The organism is Parapedobacter sp. GCM10030251 (assembly GCF_042666505.1).
Classification (GTDB): Bacteria; Bacteroidota; Bacteroidia; order Sphingobacteriales; family Sphingobacteriaceae; genus Parapedobacter.
The window spans coordinates 166,162-186,460 of the sequence record NZ_JBHTDN010000005.1 but is presented as its reverse complement, the minus strand read 5'-3'; the positions used below and the strand labels follow the sequence as shown (position 1 = coordinate 186,460).

At 49.9% G+C, this 20,299-nt stretch carries 13 protein-coding genes; 12 read left to right on the top strand and 1 reads right to left on the bottom strand.

Annotated features, from left to right (window positions below; all coding sequences use genetic code 11):
- Nucleotides 1-176 precede the first annotated feature (176 nt).
- The 6 genes from uvrA (at nt 177) to ACFQRK_RS15690 (ending at nt 9,738) form a co-directional block, all read left to right on the top strand.
- Nucleotides 177-3,044 carry an excinuclease ABC subunit UvrA gene (uvrA, locus tag ACFQRK_RS15715; RefSeq protein ID WP_379008401.1) on the top strand — a complete coding sequence of 956 codons (2,868 nt, stop codon included), beginning with the start codon at nt 177-179 and terminating at the stop codon, nt 3,042-3,044.
- An 11-nt stretch (nt 3,045-3,055) separates the two neighbouring features.
- A complete protein-coding gene (gene mutL, locus ACFQRK_RS15710) occupies nt 3,056-4,885 on the top strand; it encodes a DNA mismatch repair endonuclease MutL (RefSeq protein ID WP_379008400.1) in 1,830 nt (609 codons plus the stop codon).
- Between the two features lie 16 nt (nt 4,886-4,901).
- Entirely contained in the window at nt 4,902-5,636 is a 735-nt protein-coding gene (locus ACFQRK_RS15705) for a rhomboid family intramembrane serine protease (protein ID WP_379008398.1), read from the top strand.
- A gap of 68 nt (nt 5,637-5,704) precedes the next feature.
- A complete protein-coding gene (locus tag ACFQRK_RS15700; RefSeq protein WP_379008396.1) occupies nt 5,705-6,583 on the top strand; it encodes a rhomboid family intramembrane serine protease in 879 nt (292 codons plus the stop codon).
- Nucleotides 6,583-7,707: an endonuclease/exonuclease/phosphatase family protein gene (locus ACFQRK_RS15695; protein WP_379008393.1), complete on the top strand. Its 1,125-nt coding sequence runs from the start codon at nt 6,583-6,585 to the stop codon at nt 7,705-7,707. The genes ACFQRK_RS15700 and ACFQRK_RS15695 overlap by 1 nt, the downstream gene beginning before the upstream one ends.
- A 702-nt stretch (nt 7,708-8,409) precedes the next feature.
- Entirely contained in the window at nt 8,410-9,738 is a 1,329-nt protein-coding gene (locus ACFQRK_RS15690) for a PhoH family protein (protein ID WP_379008390.1), read from the top strand.
- Nucleotides 9,739-9,764: 26 nt separating this feature from the next.
- Here ACFQRK_RS15690 and ACFQRK_RS15685 read toward each other — a convergent pair whose 3' ends face one another.
- A complete protein-coding gene (locus tag ACFQRK_RS15685; protein ID WP_379008387.1) occupies nt 9,765-11,129 on the bottom strand; it encodes an RNA methyltransferase in 1,365 nt (454 codons plus the stop codon).
- 94 nt (nt 11,130-11,223) lie between these two features.
- Between ACFQRK_RS15685 and ACFQRK_RS15680 the strand changes: the two genes are divergently transcribed.
- The 6 genes from ACFQRK_RS15680 to ACFQRK_RS15655 all read left to right on the top strand — a co-directional run bounded on the left by ACFQRK_RS15680 (nt 11,224) and on the right by ACFQRK_RS15655 (nt 20,256).
- Nucleotides 11,224-11,634, top strand: a complete 411-nt coding sequence (locus tag ACFQRK_RS15680) for a hypothetical protein (protein ID WP_379008384.1) — start codon at nt 11,224-11,226, stop codon at nt 11,632-11,634.
- Between the two features lie 147 nt (nt 11,635-11,781).
- Complete coding sequence (locus ACFQRK_RS15675; RefSeq protein ID WP_379008382.1) at nt 11,782-12,363, top strand: RNA polymerase sigma factor; 582 nt, start codon at nt 11,782-11,784, stop codon at nt 12,361-12,363.
- Nucleotides 12,364-12,444: 81 nt separating this feature from the next.
- Nucleotides 12,445-13,677, top strand: coding sequence for a FecR family protein (locus ACFQRK_RS15670; protein ID WP_379008379.1), 1,233 nt, complete (start codon nt 12,445-12,447; stop codon nt 13,675-13,677).
- 129 nt (nt 13,678-13,806) lie between these two features.
- Nucleotides 13,807-17,193, top strand: coding sequence for a TonB-dependent receptor (locus ACFQRK_RS15665; protein WP_379008376.1), 3,387 nt, complete (start codon nt 13,807-13,809; stop codon nt 17,191-17,193).
- An 11-nt stretch (nt 17,194-17,204) separates the two neighbouring features.
- On the top strand, nt 17,205-19,001 hold the full coding sequence (locus ACFQRK_RS15660) for a RagB/SusD family nutrient uptake outer membrane protein (protein WP_379008373.1): 1,797 nt from the start codon (nt 17,205-17,207) through the stop codon (nt 18,999-19,001).
- 82 nt (nt 19,002-19,083) lie between these two features.
- On the top strand, nt 19,084-20,256 hold the full coding sequence (locus ACFQRK_RS15655) for a metallophosphoesterase (RefSeq protein WP_379008371.1): 1,173 nt from the start codon (nt 19,084-19,086) through the stop codon (nt 20,254-20,256).
- The last annotated feature ends 43 nt before the right edge of the window (nt 20,257-20,299 follow it).

Sequence of the window (20,299 nt, the reverse complement as noted above, 5' to 3'; positions counted from 1 at the left end):
TACCTCCTAACAAAACATCAGCGCCCGGTAAATCCTTACCGGGTTTTTTGTCGAATATTTTTAGCATTTTTCAGCAATAAACCATTATCTTTAGCGGCTGGGAGCAGCCGCTAACTTGCTTTTTAAGGCAATTTTAGCTAAGTTTGCGTACCACATGATTTATTGATAAGGAATACATGAGTAAACAAATGACGCCCGATCTGGGTGGATTCCAGGAGGGTGGTGAAATACAGGTATTCGGCGCACGCGTACATAACCTCAGAGATATAGATGTAAGTTTTCCACGGAATGAACTGGTTGTCATTACAGGATTAAGTGGCAGCGGGAAGTCTTCACTTGCGTTTGATACGATCTACGCCGAAGGGCAGCGCCGGTACATGGAGACGTTCAGTGCATACAGCCGGCAATTTCTTGGCGGCATGGAACGGCCGGATGTCGACAAGATTTCGGGATTGAGTCCCGTGATTTCCATCGAACAGAAAACCACTAGCAAGAACCCCCGCTCTACGGTGGGCACGATCACCGAAGTGTATGACTTTATGCGTCTGCTCTTTGCCCGGGCAGGGGAAGCATTTTCGTACGTAACAGGGAAAAAAATGGAGCGGATGTCGGAAGATCAAGTGGTCGACCGCATCATCCAACAGTTTGAGGGACAGGCTGTCAACGTACTCGCACCTGTAGTGAAAGGGCGTAAAGGTCATTACCGCGAATTGTTTGAACAGATCCGTAAGCAAGGATATGTGAAAGTGCGGGTCGACGGGGAACTGCTGGACCTGGTTCCGAAAATGCAGGTGGACCGCTACAAAATACACGACATTGAAATGGTCATCGACCGGCTAGTTGTCTCGGAGAAAGATCGGAAGCGTCTCTACGCATCGGTGATGCAGGCGATGAAAGCGGCCAAAGGCATCATCAAGGTCAGTGACAAAGCCAACAACGAATATTTTTACAGCCGTTATCTGATGGATGCGGAATCAGGTATTTCTTACGACGAACCGCAACCGAATACGTTTTCATTCAATTCGCCCTATGGTGCGTGCGAACAGTGCGACGGCTTGGGCTACGTGTATGAAATTGACCGTCATGCAGTCATCCCTGACCCGAAACTTAGCATCCAGAAGGGCGGGCTCGCGCCACTTGGTGAATACCGCGATACGTGGAACTTTCAGGTGCTGAAGGCCGTAGCCAAGAAATTTGATTTCTCGTTGACTTCTCCCATTGAAAAGCTTACCGATGAACAGCTGAATATCCTCCTGAATGGCACAGAGGAAGAAGTGGTGGTGCCGGTGACCTACAGCAGCTGGAATACCAAAGATTATAAAATTTCCTTTGAGGGGCTTTTCAAAATGCTGGAGGACCAGAATGAACGCCTTGGAGTAAACGGACAGAATCTCGACGAATACCGTGCGCAGAAAGTCTGTCCGGCCTGTCACGGTGCCAGGCTCAAAAAGGAATCGCTGCACTTCAAAATAGCGGGCAAGAATATCCACGAATTGGCGGAGATGGACGTTGCCTCACTCGCGGAGTGGTTCAGGGATGTGGAGCAGGAATTGGATGAGCGGCAAACAATCATTGCTACCGAAATCCTAAAAGAAATTCGTGCCCGGCTGGGCTTTTTGCTGGACGTAGGGCTCAATTACCTGACCTTGGACCGCACTGCGAAGACACTTTCCGGAGGCGAAGCACAACGGATACGGTTAGCTACGCAGATCGGATCGCAATTGGTCAATGTGCTGTACATTTTGGATGAACCCAGTATCGGCCTGCACCAACGTGATAATGAGCGGCTCATCCATGCACTTAAAAACCTCCGGGATATCGGGAACTCGGTTCTGGTGGTAGAACACGACAAAGACATGATCCTTCATGCCGACTACGTAATCGATATGGGGCCGGCTGCCGGGGCACATGGTGGGTTGGTTGTAGCGCAGGGTAAGCCGGAAGATATCAAGAAAGCCGATACACTGACTGCTGCCTACTTAAGTGGCCGGAAAGAGATCCGGGTACCGGCTAAACGCAGGGAGGGAAATGGCCACGTTCTCCGTCTTTCGGGGGCGACGGGCAACAACCTGCGGAAAGTGAGTGTCGATTTGCCCTTAGGAAAGTTGGTATTGGTGACAGGTGTTTCGGGAAGCGGCAAATCAAGCCTGATTACGGAGACATTGTATCCGATACTGAACCGCCATTTCTTCCGGGCAAAGAAAGCACCCCTTCCCTATAAAAAGATTGAGGGACTGGAGCATATCGATAAAGTAATCGAAATCGACCAAAGTCCCATTGGACGGACTCCGCGGTCCAACCCCTCTACCTATACCGGTGTCTTCTCGGATATCCGCGCACTGTTTGTGCAGCTGCCGGAGTCCAAAATCCGGGGGTACAAGCCCGGACGCTTTTCCTTTAACGTCAAAGGAGGGCGCTGTGAGACCTGCCAGGGCGCAGGTATGAAAGTCATCGAGATGAATTTCCTGCCCGACGTGCAGGTTCCCTGCGAAACATGTAACGGCAAGCGATACAACCGGGAGACACTTGAAGTTCGCTACCGGGGCAAATCCATCAGCGACGTGCTGGATATGCGCATTGACGAAGCCGTCAGCTTTTTCGAAAACATTCCTTCCATTTACCGCAAAATCAAAACGCTGCAGGATGTTGGTTTGGGCTATCTTACACTAGGACAATCGTCGGTAACCCTTTCCGGGGGCGAAGCACAACGCGTAAAGTTGGCTACGGAGCTTTCCAAAAAAGACACAGGCAAAACATTTTATATCCTGGATGAACCCACTACGGGACTTCATTTCGAGGATGTACACGTATTATTGGGGGTACTCAACCGACTGGTGGACCGCGGAAATACGGTGTTAATCATTGAGCACAACTTGGATGTCATCAAAATGGCGGATTGGGTGGTGGACCTTGGCCCGGAGGGCGGTGCCGGAGGAGGCGAAATCCTTTTTAGTGGCACTCCGGAAGACCTGATTAACTGCGAGCGGAGTGAAACCGCACGTTTTCTTGCCCTGGAAATGCGTAGAGTAACGTCGTTTTCGTAACTTCGCAGCGTATGTCAGACGTTATCCAACTGTTGCCGGATGCCGTGGCTAACCAAATTGCCGCGGGAGAAGTGGTGCAACGCCCGGCATCGGCGGTGAAGGAATTGATCGAGAATGCGATTGATGCGGGGGCCGACAAAATACGGGTACTTGTTAAAGATGGGGGAAAATCGCTCATACAGGTGATCGATAATGGATGTGGTATGAGCGTGACCGATGCAAGACTTTGTTTTGAGCGCCACGCCACGTCAAAAATCAGAAAGGCGGAGGATTTGTTCGCTATTCGTTCGATGGGATTCCGGGGCGAGGCCTTGGCCTCCATCGCAGCGATTGCGCATGTGGAGCTGAAGACAAGGCGTGTAGAAGATGAGTTGGGCTCCCGGCTGGAAATAGCTGGGTCGGATGTGATTAAGCAAGAACCAGAAGGCCTTCCCGCAGGAACGAGCATTGCGATTAAGAACCTGTTTTATAACATACCGGCAAGACGTAATTTTCTGAAAAGTAATCCGGTAGAGATGCGCCATATCGTGGATGAGTTCCAACGGCTGGCATTAGCGCATCCGCGCATTTTCTTTACGTTACATAGCGACGACAACGAATTGTTCCACCTTCCGGGGGAAAGCCTTAAACAACGTATCGTTCATATTTTTGGCAACAGCTACAACCAACGGCTTGTACCCGTGGAAGAGGAGACCACCATCATCAACCTCAAGGGTTTTATCGGCAAGCCCGAATACGCAAAGAAAACCCGTGGCGAACAATTCTTTTTTGTGAATAGCCGCTTTATCAAGGATCCGTACCTGAATCATGCCGTGGTGAAAGCGTATGAGGATATCCTCCCGCCCGATAGTTTTCCGCTCTATGTTCTGTTTATCGAAATTGATCCGGCAAAGATTGATATCAATGTCCATCCCACCAAAACGGAAATCAAATACGAAGACGAACGAGCGATTTATGCGATTATCCAATCGGCGGTAAAGCGGTCCTTGGGGCGGTATAACATTACACCTACCTTAGATTTCAACCAGGAAACCGGTTTTAGCCAGATGATCAGCCCGAAACCTTTGGAAGAGATCACGCCGCCTACGGTTACCTTCAATCCGGAATTCAACCCTTTTGACAACGGAAGATCCGGCGGCGGCAGACAGCCTTCACCAATTCCGCAGAACTGGGATACGCTGTATCAGATTACCCAAAAGAAAGAAATGCCGAGCCAGCTTGGGCTTCACGGAGAGGAGGAAGATCTACAGGCGGAACCGCCACAGACCGGGAAAAAGCAACCATTTCAGTTGCACAACCGGTACATTGTGTCACAGATTCATTCGGGTTTTGTTCTGATCGACCAACAGGCAGCACACGAACGTATTTTATTTGAACAATTTTGCCAGCAGCTGGAAAACCGGCAAGGTGCCAGCCAGCAAAGCTTATTCCCCCAGACGGTTACGTTGAATGCCGCTGACTTCCAGTTGATCAGCGATTTATTACCTGATATACGGGCTCTGGGTTTCCAGATCCGGGAATTTGGCAGAGATACGTTTGTCGTGGAAGGCATTCCTGCGGATTTGACGTCTGGAATGAGCGAACGGCAGGTGTTGGAACAGCTGCTGGAAGATTATAAAAACAATCAGGCGGCACTGAAATTGCCGAAGCGGGAGAAACTGGCCCGTAGCCTGGCCCGGCATGCGGCCATTAAGCCGGGCACTGCCCTGTCGACGGACGACATGGCTGAATTGATTGATCGGTTGTTTGCCTGCGAAATGCCCAATGTGTCGTTGAGCGGTAAACCCGTAATCCTTACATTTACGTTGCAAGAACTATCCGAACGGTTCGAGCGTTACTAATTGAAGAGAAGCTATTATGTTTAACAATACCGCATCACCGTTTTCCGGCATACCGCCCGTTGTCAAGAACTTACTGATCGTCAATATTATCTGCTTTATTGGCAGCGCGCTTATTTTTCCCGGGGCAAACCGGCTGTTTGGCGTATACTACCCCGACTCTCCGGGTTTCCAAATCTGGCAGGTGATTACCTATATGTTTATGCATGGCGGGCTCACGCATATCTTTTTCAATATGTTTGCGCTGTTTATGTTCGGGCCGATCCTGGAGCAGGTTATGGGATCTAAACGCTTTCTGAACTATTACCTCATCACCGGTCTCGGAGCACTGGCGTTGCAATTTGGGGTGCAGGCAATGGAGGTGTATGCCATCGCAGATTCGGTTTCGGCAAAGCAGTTGATCACCAACGTTGATGTCGTTCAACAAAGCATCAGTGTAAATTCAAGTTTAACGGAAGCACAGGGACAAACGCTCCGTTCGATATATACCACGCCGATGGTGGGCGCCTCAGGAGCAATCTACGGTCTGTTGATTGCATTTGGTTACCTGTTTCCCAATACACCGTTGATGTTGATCTTTCTGCCGGTACCCATTAAAGCAAAATACTTCATTCCGGTCATGATCTTAATCGAATTATTTTTGGGCATTTCCCGCACCGGTAGTTCTATCGCGCATTTTGCCCATATCGGTGGCGCATTGGTGGGTTTTCTGTTGATTAAACTTTGGGGGATACGGAGGCCAAATTACTGGTAACGATTTATCAGAAAAATGATTCATAAAAAAAATTCATATATTAGCGAATCTTATCAGGAACTATGGCGATGAAAAGGTCATGGATTGGCGATTTATGGCATAAGGCTTTCCGTTCGGGAAACCCGTTGTATGTATTGATTGCCATTAACATCGTGGTGTTTTTGGGGCTTGGTGTCCTATCGCTGGTCAGGGTTTTAGGGATTACGGATGCGCCCCTGGCGGACTATGTGCTGTCGTGGTTGCAACTCCCGGCATCCGTATCTGGATGGTTGCGCCGTCCCTGGACGATCGCGACCTATATGTTTACGCAGCAAGGGCTGTTTCATGTTCTTTTCAATATGCTCTGGCTGTTCTGGCTAGGCGTTATTTTCCTTGATTTTCTGAAGAAGAGGCAGTTCACGTTTGTTTACCTCGCTGGGGGGCTTGCGGGCGGTGTATTGTATTTACTGGCGTTTAACTTAATTCCCGTATTTAGGGCGGAGGCCTTCCGCACGGTCTTAATCGGGTCTTCCGCCGGTGTGAGTGCGGTCGTATTTGCAACGGCAACGCTGTTGCCCGATTATACCATCCGAATGCTTTTTTTTGGCAACGTCAAGCTTAAATATTTAGCGCTGGTATTTATTGCGTTGGATATTTTGGCCATTGGTGGCTTGAACGCTGGAGGAAGCATAGCCCATATCGGTGGGGCATTACTCGGCTTTGTCTATATAAAGCGGCTGCAAAGTGGACAGGACTGGAGCCGTATGTTGGGAAGGGAACGTAAAAAGCGCAAGCTCCGGGTCGTACGTAACGACGCGCCTGCGGCTAAGGAAGAACCGTTGGTGCCCAACCAGGAGGTGATTGATCGCATTTTGGATAAAATCTCCCAATCCGGTTATGAGAGCTTAACCAAAGCCGAAAAGGAAGCCTTGTTTAAAGCCAGTAAGCAAGGCCAAAATGAGTACTAATGGCAGCAATATTACCGCGGTTAAAACGGCTGGGCTTCTTCAGCAGATCAGTTTTATGGGTTAATTTTTTTGCGGTTGCCGCGTTACTGTTAAGCTACCTAGCACCTGTTATTAATCCCAAGACGTTTTGGCCTATTGCGTTTTTCGGCATCGCATACTTACCCCTCCTGATCGTTAATGGGCTGTTCATGGCCTATTGGTTAATCCGCAAGGCGAAGTTTGCCGTGATTTCCCTCCTAGCAATCCTCATGGGATGGGGTACTTTGGCCAACCATTTTGGGTTTAGCGCCTCGGTTCCTGAGCAGGAAGTCGCTTCGCGCGATACGGCTCTTATCCGAGTCCTTACCTATAACGTTCATTTTTTTAGGACCTTCGAACAAAAGAACACAGAGCCTACCATATGGGAGGAGTCTATGGAGTTGATGGATAGCATTTCTCCGGATGTCATTTGCCTCCAAGAATACTATACACGGCAGAAAGGGACGTATCGGATGAACAAAGCATTTGACCGGGAAATCGGGATGCCTTATTCTTATGTCTTACCTACCGCCGAAAACGATTACGAAGCGTATGGCATGGCGATTTTCTCGAAACATCCAATCGTTGCGTCGGGTCACCTCCCGGATCATGAATTCGGTGTAAACCGGGTGATTTACACGGATATCAATAAAGGTGGCCGGATTTTCAGGGTATATAACGTTCACCTGCGTTCGATTGGTTTCCAAAAAGAAGACTATGAGTTTATCAAGAGCCCGACCAAGACTCTTGAAAAAGATGCGGCTTCTACGAAGCGGATCGGCGCGCGTCTGAAGTGGGCGTTCAATGCCCGTAGTGCCCAGGCGGATGCCCTTCGTGCACATAGCCGGGAATGCGAAATCCCTTATCTCATAGCCGGAGATTTCAATGATACCCCCTTGTCCTATGCCGTGAATAAAGTGTCGTCCAGACTGCAAAATGCTTTTCGCGAGAAAGGTCGTGGATGGGGGGTGACCTATAACGGGGATTTTCCAAATTTCCAGATAGACTACATCCTTGCGAGCAAAGATTTTGAGGTGGCACGTTATCAGATCATCAAAGCTAAATTATCAGATCATTACCCGGTTTGGGCCGATTTGAAGCTTTGATCCGAGCAACGTCGGTTCCGCAGATGCCAACAAAAAAAACGGAAGGCCTCTTCTTTCGATTTGAACCTTCCGTTTTTAACCTTATCACAGCCGTAGCTGCAAAATCAGGTATCAAGTCAAGTATCTTCGTCGGCATACGTTTATGCGTATGCACTGAAGGCATCGCAATACGTCATGCATTTGTTCTCCGAATTCATTCTCCGTAGAGAATCAAAAAGGGAACAACCCCTGTACGCGGTTTTGATTGGGCCGTCCTTTACAGGAGCAGGCTAATTTCCGTTCGGCATAATGCCTCTTCGGAACCAATCCATCGCTAAGCTATCCTAAATAGTTTCTGTTGAAACTATTCATTTTGGATACTCATTTGGGCGATTCAAAGAACTTTGTGCTTGATATTGTCTAAGGTAGCAACAAAAGGCTTACGTGTCAAGGAAAAGGTCTCATATTTTATTAACATGTTTTCCACGTTAAAGCCGTGACTTATGCACATTGCATTTATCTTTATGGCGATCAGAACACGTGTTTTTGATAACATTTGTCCGGTTTTGCACATTTTTACCTGAAAATGTTATCCACAATCTGCCAAGATTTTCGCTTTCGATATACTTCCTTTTTCTTCTTAATATTCTGGTTTCCAATAACGGAAGTGACAAAAAAACAGTAATTTTATCCCTCAATTGAAGAGAGGAAACAGGGACATTCATGGCAGCATCCCGAAAAATTTTTGTGCTGGACACATCGGTTATCTTATATGATCACAATGCACTGAATAACTTTCAGGAGCACGATGTGGCTATTCCCGTACAGGTATTGGAGGAGCTCGATAACTTAAAGGGGGGCAATGAAACCCGGAATTTTGAAGCCCGTAGTTTTATCCGGTTGATAGATGACCTTTCTCGAAAGAAGCTTATTAATCACTGGGTGCGCCTGAATGGCCAAACCAAAGGCAAATTCCGGGTGATCCTATCCGGCGCGCCTGAGCGGCTGAATGCGGAAAAAATTTTTGGCAACGCGAAATACGACCACCAGATCATCAATGCGGCGTTGGTGCTGATGGAGGAAAATCCGGATAAAAAAGTCGTGCTGGTATCCAAAGACATTTGCCTCCGACTGAAGGCAAAAGCACTCAATCTCCCGGCCGAAGATTATGAAACGGGAAAAATCAAAAACGTAGAAGCGCTTTATACAGGCAAAACCACACGGAAAGATTTTCCGGCAGAGGTCATCGACGCACTGAAGAACAAGATGCCCGTACCGGTAGGAAATATGCCGTTGGATCATATCGGAGCGAATCAGTTCTACGCGATCCGGCAAAACCGGAAGACGTTGTATGCCTTTTATCACCGAAGTGCCCAGACCCTGGAATCGGTATCTACGGCCCCTGTTTTCCGGATCAAGCCGCGAAACCCCGAACAGGCATTTGCCCTACATGCGCTGCTTAATCCGGCAATCCGGTTGGTAAGCATCCAGGGCAATGCTGGAACCGGAAAGACGCTATTGGCGCTGGCGAGTGCGTTGGCACAGCGAAAGAATTACCGTCAAATCTACATCACCAGGCCGGTCATCCCGTTAAGTAATCGGGAAATCGGCTTCCTCCCGGGGGACGCGAAGTCAAAGACGGATCCGTTTCTGGCACCTATTTGGGACAACATCCGTTTCATCAAGGAGCAGTATGCAGACGACGAAAAAATGCTCCTTAAAATCGATGAATTGATCGCAACGGAAAAAATTGCGATCGCCCCCCTCGCGTTCATCCGGGGCCGCACGCTGACCAAAATCTTTTTCATTGTGGACGAGGCTCAGAATCTCACGCCGCATGAAATCAAGACGATCATTTCACGGGCAGGCGAACACACCAAAATCGTGTTTACGGGCGATATTTACCAGATCGATACCCCCTATCTCGACGCGGAAAGTAACGGATTATCCTACCTTATCGAGAACGTAAAGAACCATCCCCTGTATGCTCATGTTACCCTGCAAAAGGGCGAACGGAGTGAACTGGCGAATCTGGCGAACGATCTACTGTAGTTGACGGATCAACAGCTCCTATAGCCTTACAATGCCACAATCCGCCATTCTTTCGGATAATAGTTGTTGATGCGGTTGGGAAGCAACTTCATCCATCCCAATGAGGCCCCCTCGTAGGTGGCGATTGCCCAGCCGGTAAGCCCTTCCATATTGGCGGGAAGCGGGAGGTTGCCTTTTCGGAGGTACTCCAAAGCCTGTGTGCGATCCAGCGATACAGAAGGAATGTCGGGATGGCGGGCTAAACTCAAGGCCAGGTCGTGTGCCGGAAGAAGCTCTCCCTTCGCCACGCGGCCGACGTGCGTACCGGCATTTCGCAAATATAGCATCTTTTGCAGGATGAGGAGATCGGTTTCGCGCCCTTTGGGAAAAATGTGTATATCCTCACCTACCGCAAAGGTGAAGAACTTTTCGGGGTGGGCCACCCAGTTTTCCAGTTTGGGAATGGCAATTGCACGTTCCGTTTTTGGCTTAGGCCGATCAAAAGAAGACGATTTCGCCATCTTACGAAACGCGGCCATAAAAAAGCCCTCCCCTCGCAGCCGATGCGGGTAAAAGCGAAAACAAGCACAACGGTGTTGTTCTGATCGCGTTTGTTCGATGCCCCAAGTTTCATCTATTGGAATGGCTATTGATTCCATTCCCTGTGTTTCGCACAGCCAATCGGCAATTTCCTCATTTTCTTCGATGGAATAGGAACAGGTGGAATACAGCAGAATGCCTCCCTCCTTGAGTGCGGGCAGGCTATCGGCCAGAATCCGGCGCTGCCGCTCGCTGCAGAGCTGTACCATACCCTCAGACCATTCGTTGATGGCGGTGTGGTCTTTACGGAACATCCCCGATCCTGAACAGGGCGCGTCTACCAGCAAGAGATCAACGTAACCGGGAATCCGGGCAAATGCCGAAGGATCGTTGTTGGTGACGACGGTGTTGGGGTGCCCCCATCGCACGAGGTTGTCGGCTAAAATCATAACGCGGCTCTTGATGAGCTCATTCGCGATAAGTAGGCTGTCGGGATGCAGATACGTAGTTAACAATGTGCTCTTTCCGCCAGGTGCTGCACAGAGATCCAATGCGACCAACGGTTGCTTATCCAGCGCCAACTCGGTGAGGGCATGCGCCAGAAACATGGACGACGCTTCCTGCACGTAGTAACAGCCGGCATGAAACCGTGGGTCCAAAGTGAATATCGGACGCTCCGGAAGGTAAAGGCCGGTATCACACCAAGGCACAGGGTCAACAGAGGGGGCAACGGGTGTCTGGGGCTTAGCGGGGTTAATCCGGATGGAGGTAACTCCCCCCTCCTGTTCGTGCACGGTTTCGAAGGCCTCGGTGTCAAATCCTTCGAGGTTTCCAAGTTTTCGTACCAATGCGGGAGGGATGATGTTGCTCATAATGTACAAAAGTACAGATTTATTCGGCCCCGGCTTGCGTATGTGTTGGAAAAGAAATACTTTCGGCGCAACAAAATTAAAATTGTATTCCCAGATGGAACCCCCTGTACCTATATCCGGGGAACCTGTTTACCAGGTACCTGCGCGGTTTCGGTTTTCGGAAAATCTGCACATTGTCTTTTGGTTGATTAAGGACATCAGCTGGGCGATGCTTTGGAAGCCATTGGGCGTAGTGATGATCGTACCCACAATTGTGTTAGCCGTCAAAATCACGGTACAGACCCGGTATATCAAAAGCGAGTTGTTTCACAATTTGGCCGTTTTATGTTGGATCTCTGCCAATTGCACATGGATGATATTCGAGTTTTTCTGGCCTGAATATGATTTCCTGCGCTACTACACGGCCATACCCTTTAGTCTGGGCATCGGTTTCATCGCTTACTATTACCTGGTGCTATTGCCCGGCTCGGGAAGGCGGACGGCAAGCCACTCAAGGCCGTCGTAACAAAAACTTAATACGAATTGCACACAAACAATAGGTTGTGCCGTTATTTTTGTTTGTGAAACAATCCTTGCTTCGTTGTAAAAATAGCCTTAAGTTTGCTGTTACCAAGGATGATCCTGCATTCATTTAGAAAGTTTTTTATCCGCTATGTTTACCCGTGTCGCTCCTGAATTGATTGCCCGGCTGCGGGATGGTGAGGAGTCTGCTTTTAGAGCGATTTATGAGCAGTTTCACGGCCGGATTTACCGATTGGTTTTCTCTTTGGTAAAAGAGCCGGCAAAAACCGAGGAAGTGGTACAGGAGGCGTTCGTGGCGCTTTGGCTACATCGGGGCAACCTCAACATTGAACAACCACTTTACCCGTTGATCTACCTGACAGCAAAGCGTCTTGCCATCGACCATTTTCGGAAGAAGTTGCTGGAGATGAACGCAAAGGAGCAGGTGATCAACCAAACGGCTCCGTATTCCAACGAAACCGAAGAAACTATTTTTTTGGCCGACCTTAACCGGATTACCGACGAAAGCATCAAATCTTTACCGGCCCAACAACAGACGGTATTTATTCTCAGTCGGCGGGAAGGACTTTCGTACGACGAAATTGCCCAGCAGCTACGGATTTCTCCCAATACCGTACGCAATCACATGGTCTCCGCCCTCAAGGCACTGCGACTGCATTTCAGCAGGCACGGAGTGATGATATGGTGGTTATCGGTTTTACTCTTCTTTTGAAGGGGCGATAAAAAATTACACCCGGACTAGTCCTCCTTTCGCGCACGGCCGTTCCTTATATAAATACGGCGAAGTATGTTTATGGATAAAAGCAGGCTGTACGCACTGCTGAGAAGATACATGGAGGACAAGATCACGGCACAAGAGCTGCGTGAGTTAAGTCGGTATATACAGCATACCGATGATCCGCAACTGCTTGAACAGCTGGTAGACGATCTGTGGAAGGAGCAGGATGCCGACATTCCGCAAGCGTTCCCCGGTTCGGAATTGTACCGGGCCATCCTCCGCCATCCGGTGCTGCAAGCCGATCCACCTATCACGGGAAGGCGCTCAGGCATGACCTGGCGGCGGATCGCCGGAGCCGCTGCCGCAATTCTTGTATGTGCGACGTTGTTTTGGTATGGCAGATTGGCCACCGAACCACAAACAGATGACTCCCATAAAGCCGTTGCCACATCCGCCATCGTACCCGGAGGAAATAAGGCAACGCTAACCTTGGCAGACGGCCATATCGTAAACTTGAGTGAGGCCCAAAACGGGATTATTCTAGGAGAAAAGCTGACGTATGCAGATGGAAGTAGTGTTTTAGATGCGGGTTTCACCGATCAGCGGTCCGGAATGGGCGATAGGGGTTCGGCCGGACGGCAAGGCCATCCGGGAGATCGTGGATCGGCGGGCTCTGCGTTCATGTCGTTGGTCACTCCGAACGGCGGCACCTATCAGATAACACTGTCTGACGGGACAAAGGTCTGGCTCAATTCCGCGAGCATCCTGCGGTATCCCCCGACGTTTAGCAGTCGGCAACGGGAAGTCGAACTGGAAGGAGAGGCCTTTTTTGAAGTGGCCCCCAAAGAGGTGCCATTTTTGGTGAGAACCCGCGGCCAGGTTGTTGAAGTACTGGGAACCCAATTCAACATCACAGGTTATCCTGACGAGGCCGAAATCAGAACCACCCTGGTTGAAGGAACGATCCGGGTAATCAACTCGACGACGCGTGCAGCAAGTCAACTCATTCCCGGAAAACAGAGCATCGTTAAGGGTTCGCACACCCAGATCAACGACGTCGAGACCGAGCCATATATCGCGTGGAAAAACGGATATTTTGCCTTTCCGGATGAACACATCAGCCGTGTAATGAACACAATCGCGCGGTGGTACGATATTGATGTCGAATATCAGGGAGACATGACCCATAAATATTTCGGTGGCACGCTCTCGCGGTTTGAAGACTTCGAAACCTTGCTACAGACCATCGAACTTACAGGATCAGTCCGTTTTAAAATCGAAGGAAGGAGGGTAATTGTCATGACATAGCTTCACGGACATACATTCCAGAGCTATAAAAAGTGCAATCAGGAGCGTTGCGACCGCCCCTGAATGCGAATGGCTTTGGCCATCGGGATTTAACAAAAAGTTGGAACCATTTATATAAACCCTATTCAAATGTACGAAATATTTACCGCACATTACCCTTGTCTCCGTAAATGTGTGAAGCCCCAATATCTATTGGCCATGAAACTGTGCTGTATCTTATCATTGATCTGTTGTTTGCAGACAAGTGCATTCACCTATGCGCAGCGTGTTACCCTACAGAAAAAGCGCGCGACACTGATGGAAGTTTTTAAGGACATTAAACGCCAGACGGGTTATCATATTTTCTATGACACATGGACCATCCGCAACGCCAAACCGGTGTCATTAAACCTGCGGGACGTCACCATAGAGCAGGCACTTGCCGAAAGCCTAAAGGGACAGGGCTTGGGGTACAAGCTGGTTGCCAAAAATATCGTCATCACGCAAAGTGAGCTGAATGCGACAGCGGAAAACCGAATAGAGTTGCAGGATGTCATTACGGGCCGCGTTACCGACGAAAAAGGCCAGCCCCTAGAGGGCGTGACCGTCGCTGTAAAAAACAGCACGTTGGTAGTGACTACCGATGCCGGCGGGAACTACCGTATTCAACTGCCCAACCGCAGGCAGGTGCTGGCCTTTTCCATCATTGGCTATGCAACGCAGGAAATACCGGTGGGTACAGGTAGTACCCTCAACGTAACACTGTCGGAACAGGTGAGCGGGTTGGATGAGGTGGTGGTGGTCGGCTATGGAACGCAGCGGGTCGGAACCATTACCGGCTCGGTCGCCACGGTGAAAGGAGAAACGCTGACCAAGGCACCGGCTATTAACCTGTCTAATGCGATGGTAGGACGGCTCCCCGGATTGGTGGCCGTCACACGGTCGGGTGAACCCGGAAGCGACAATTCAACATTCCGCATCCGGGGAGCCAATACGTTGGGCGACAACTCTCCGTTGATCGTGGTCGACGGTATCGCCAACCGATCGCTGGAGCGTTTGAATGCCGCAGATATTGAGAGCGTCACCGTACTAAAGGATGCTTCGGCGGCTATTTACGGTGCACAGGCCGCCAACGGCGTTATCCTGGTGACCACCAAACGGGGTAGCAGCGGCAAGCCGCAGTTGACCCTAACCTATAACGAAGGGTTCAGTAGGCCAACGGTCATCCCGGATGTTGTGGATGCAGCCACTTACGCACAGATGCTCAATGAAATCAGCCAATATGCCGGCCAGGAGGCTGTATACAGCGAGGAGGAACTTCAGAAGTACCGGGACGGCAGCGATCCGTGGGGATATCCGAATACCGATTGGTATAAGGAGACCTTCCAGTCGGCCTCAGCGCAGCGGACGGCTCAGGTGAGCATTTCCGGCGGACAGGAGTCATTGCAGTACTTCATCTCCGGAGGATACAACTACCAGGATGGTATCTATAAGAACAGCGCCACCTATTACAAGCAGTTTAATTTCCGGACGAATCTGGATGGACGGCTGTCCGAATATGTCAAGTATGGCATCAGCTTGGCGGGACGTGAAGAAAACCGGAATTACCCTACCCGTTCGGCGTCGGATATCTTTCAGATGCTCCGTCGCGGAAAACCCAACATGCCAGCGTATTGGCCAAATGGGATGAATGGCCCGGATATCGAATACGGTAATAACCCGGTGGTGGTAACAACCAACCAAACCGGCTATGACCGCAATAAGTCAAGTGTCTTGGAAACCAAGGCTAATATTGACATTACGGTACCCTGGGTGGAAGGACTTTCCTTATCAGCCAACGTAGCTTTTGACCGCCGTATCCACAACAACAAACTCTGGCAATTGCCATGGTATTTGTATACCTGGGATGGCGTAACCCGCGACGACAACGGCGAGCCGGTTTTGGTGGAGGGCCAGAAGGGCTTTACCAATCCGCAGCTCACACAGGATATGCAGAATGCGGATTTGCTCACGATGAACACACTATTAAACTACGAGCGTACATTTGGGGCAAAGCATCATGTGAAAGGACTCTTCGGTGTGGAACGGATTACGGGTGAAACCATGATGTTTGAAGCCTTTCGTAGGTATTTTGTGTCGACTGCGTTGGATCAGCTTTTCGCAGGGGGCGACGCGGAAAAAAATAATACCGGTACGGCCAGTGAGGAGGCCCGGCTAAATTACTTTGGGCGGTTAAATTATGATTTTGCCAATAAGTACCTGTTTGAATTTGTGTGGCGCTATGATGGATCGTACATCTTCCCTGCGGGTAAACGTTTTGGGTTTTTCCCGGGTGTCTCGCTAGGGTGGCGTGTTTCCGATGAGAACTTTTGGGAAGGTATTAGGCCCGTTGTAAGCGACTTTAAATTAAGAGGGTCTTGGGGGCAGACCGGGAATGACCGGATCGGGACGTATCAGTACTTGGCAAGTTACGGTTTCCCCTCGGCGGCAACCGACATCTATGTGTTCAATGGAAACGTGGAAAGTAAAATATTAAGTGAATTACGCATTCCTAACCCGAATGTAACGTGGGAAGTAGCCAACCAGTCCAACATCGGTTTCGATGCTGGGTTTTTCAATGGAAAGATGACGCTTTCCGCCGAATATTTCTACAACCTGCGCACGGACATTCTGTGGGAACGGAATGCGTCCGTCCCCGTCTCTACCGGATTGACGCTGCCGAAGGAAAACATCGGTGAAGTGGAAAATCAGGGAGCCGAATTCCAATTGGGCTATAATAACCGGGGGGGTGCTTTCCAGTATTCAATAGCAGCCAACGTTAATTTCAATAAGAATCGAATCCGTTTCTGGGATGAAACACCGGGCGTGCCGGATTACCAGCGTTCGACGGGCTACCCCATGAATACCAGACTCTATTACAAAGCGATCGGCATATTCCGCGATCAGGCGGCGGTAGATGCGTATCCGCATTGGCCGGGCGCCCGACCGGGCGACATCATCTACGAAGATGTAAACGGGGACGGCGAGATCAATGGGCTCGATCAGGTACGGATTTATAAAACGGACCTGCCTACCCATACCGGTGGGCTTAACATTGATCTTTCTTATAAAGGATTTTATTCGTCGCTTTTCTTCCAATGGGCCACCGGAGCCATCCGCAATAATTACTATCAGATGCAGGGTGAGGTGGGCAATTTCCTCGTGCAGGATGTCGAGGGCCGGTGGACGCCGGAAGCGCCTGATGCGTCCAAACCGCGGATTTGGAACCGGTATAACGAATATTGGCGTGAAACGTCAGGCAACAATACCTACTGGCTGCAGAACTCCGACTATGTACGGCTCAAGAATTTTGAGCTGGGTTACAGCATACCGACGGAAATCTGCCGGAAGTTTTGGGCGAGCGGTGCACAGATTTATTTTACGGGACTCAATCTCCTTACTTTTACCAAGGTAAAAGATTTCGATCCGGAATCCACTTCGGCCACCGCCTACCCACTCAACAAAGTGTATAACCTGGGTGTATCATTAACCTTTTAGTGTAGCGAACCATGAACTTAAGACAATATACAATGGCGATATTGGCAGGTGTTATGCTATTGAGCGTGACGTCCTGTAACCAGGATTTTTTGGAGACATTGCCACAGACCGAATTTTCAGAAACCGCGGTATGGGGAGACCCCGCATTGGTCGAAACTTTTATTAACCAGATCTATTTCCGGCTCGATGAACCGCTTACGGACGGCCGGATGAAAGCTAATATCGTGGATGAAGCGCATTACCGGGGCAATGCCCCCTCTCTGAACTTCAAAAACGGTGTCATTACACCCGACAACATACCCGCGTGGAATTTTTCGCGGATGCGCCAATGGATCGACCTTTACAAAACCATCCGGTTTTGTAACATTTTCTTCAGCAAGGTGGAAGAAGTTCCATTTAAAGACGGGTTGGTAGATGGAAAAACTGAAAAAGACCGGATGAAGGGCGAAGTACACTTCCTACGGGCCTACCTGTATCATTTCCTGACTAGCACCTACGGTGGTGTTCCGATCATTACCGAAGCATACGGGTTGGACGACGAATTCAAGGCCGCCAGGAACAGCTATGCGGAATGTGTAGATTTTATCGTAAACGAGTGTAACCTAGCAGCAGAGTTGCTTCCGGATGTACAAACCGGAGACAATTTTGGCCGGGCCACCAAGGGCGCGGCGCTTGCACTCAAAGCACGGGTGCTACTTTATGCGGCAAGCGATCTGTATAATACCGACGTTTTTCCCTCCTATTCGAATCCGGAATTGATCGGTTACACAGATGGCAGCCGGGCCGAACGATGGCGAGCCGCAAAAGATGCGGCGAAAGCGGTCATTGATCTCAATCAGTACTCGCTTTTCCGCGCGGAGCCCGGGCCCGCCGATTCCGTAGCACAGAATTACGTGGATCTGTTTATGTCGAAAAGCAATGAGGAGGATATTTTCATCAAGTTCTTCACGGTGCCCATGGGCCAGCGGATGGGATTGTATACTTCGCCGAACGGCTACCATGGATGGGGTGTGAATGCACCGATTGGCAACTTGGTGGACGATTTTGAGATGGCCGACGGAACCAAGTTCGATTGGACGAACCCGGAGTATGCCGCCGAACCATACAAAAACCGCGAGCCTCGTTTTTACGCGACAATCCTTTATAACGAAGCCCCATGGCGCGAGCGACCCAATGACGTGAAAGGTATGGACCCGCTGAATAAGATACAGACCGGCCGGTGGCAACGCTGGAACGCTGCAACCAACAGCATGGTGGAAGAATTCGGTGTGGATACCCGCAAAAGCCCCATTGAAGACTGGAACGGGTCATATACCGGCTATTATCTTCGCAAGTATATAGACCCGAACAACGATGCCCAGTATGTTAGCCAAACCGTTACCTGGCGGTTTATGCGCTATGCGGAAGTATTGCTCAATTATGCAGAAGCCTGCATTGAATTGGGCGAAGATGCGGAGGCGAGAACGTATATCAACCAGATAAGGAGACGCGCAGGCCTGCCCGGACTGACGGAGTCTGGCGACGCGCTCAGGGCGCGGTACCGCAATGAACGGCGGATTGAACTCGCCTTTGAGGATCATCGTTTTTATGACGTGCGGCGATGGGTAATCGGTCCGGAGGCCCTTGATGTCACAACAGTGGCCGACATCGTGTATAAGTTAAATCCGGATCGTACCACCGCCACGGTTCCCACCATTACGCACAAAGTATTTGAAACCCATACTTGGCAGGATAAAGCGTATTTCTTACCCATCCTCCGGGATGAGATGAACAAGAACGATTTACTCATACAGAACCCCGGGTATTAGGCGATAAACGCCGGGTAATTTTTCCCGTAGGTGTGTAATTTGATTAACTTGCGCACCTACGGATTACTAAAATTTTGAAGTAATGAATAAGCCTATTTTTTCCCTTTTATGCGGCTTCCTGAGCGTCGCTATGTGCGTTGCACAATCCCAATTTTCCATTACCCATGGCCCGTACCTGCAGGCGTTGCATGAAACGGGTGTCACGATCGTTTGGACAACCGACAAGGATGCCATTGGTTGGGTGGAATTAGCTCCGGATGACAGCACGCATTTTTACCAGAAAGAGCGGCCGAAGTATTTTGCCTCCAGTCATGGATTTAAGGACGTCTCCAAATTGCATAAGGTAACCTTGCGCGGCCTCCAGCCCGGTGTTACGTACCGTTACCGGGTATATGCCCAGGAAGTGACCAGTCATGTGGGTACCAATGTCAAATATGGCGATGTCGCGGCTACCCAGGTATACCGGCGCGCACCGTTGACGTTTACGACGAGCCGTCCGGATCAGACCAAGTTGTCGTTTGCGGTTATCAACGACATCCATGGCCGAAATGACGTCATGAAGAATCTGCTGGGCCAACTGGATTGGCCGGAGATAGATTTGGTATTTTTCAACGGAGATATGGCCAATGATTTGCGGAGCGAGGCGCAGCTGTTTGCCCATTATATGGATACGGCCACGGCATTGTTTGCCTCGGAAATACCCATGTATTATGCCCGGGGAAATCACGAGACGAGGGGAAATTTTGCGAGTGCGTTCCCCGATTATTTTCCCACCACTTCCGGGCATCTCTACTACCTGTTCAGAAGAGGGCCCGTGTGTTTTGTTGTGCTCGACTGCGGCGAAGATAAGCCGGATAGCGATATTGAATATAGCGGCATAGTAAACATGGACGCCTACCGGACGCAGCAAGCAGAATGGCTGAAAGAAGCATTGGAGCGCCCGGAATACCAGGAAGCTCCGTATAAGGTGGTCATCTGCCATATGCCACCCTTCGGCGGCTGGCATGGTGAAGAGGAAATTGCCGAAAAATTTGTTCCGCTGCTGAATGCCGCGGGTGCTCAGGTTATGTTAAGCGGCCACCTACACCGGCACATAAAAAGGGAGGCCCAGCCGGGTGCACACCGGTTTCCCATTCTGGTTAATTCAAATAACAACATGCTGAGAGCCTCGGCCGATGGACAACGGCTTCGTGTCGACGTGGTTGATCAATCGGGGAAAACGGTCGATTCGATTACCCTGAATCCCAGCCGCTGATTTCGAGTACCAAGAGAACAAGCGCTTAATTTACAGGGTGTAG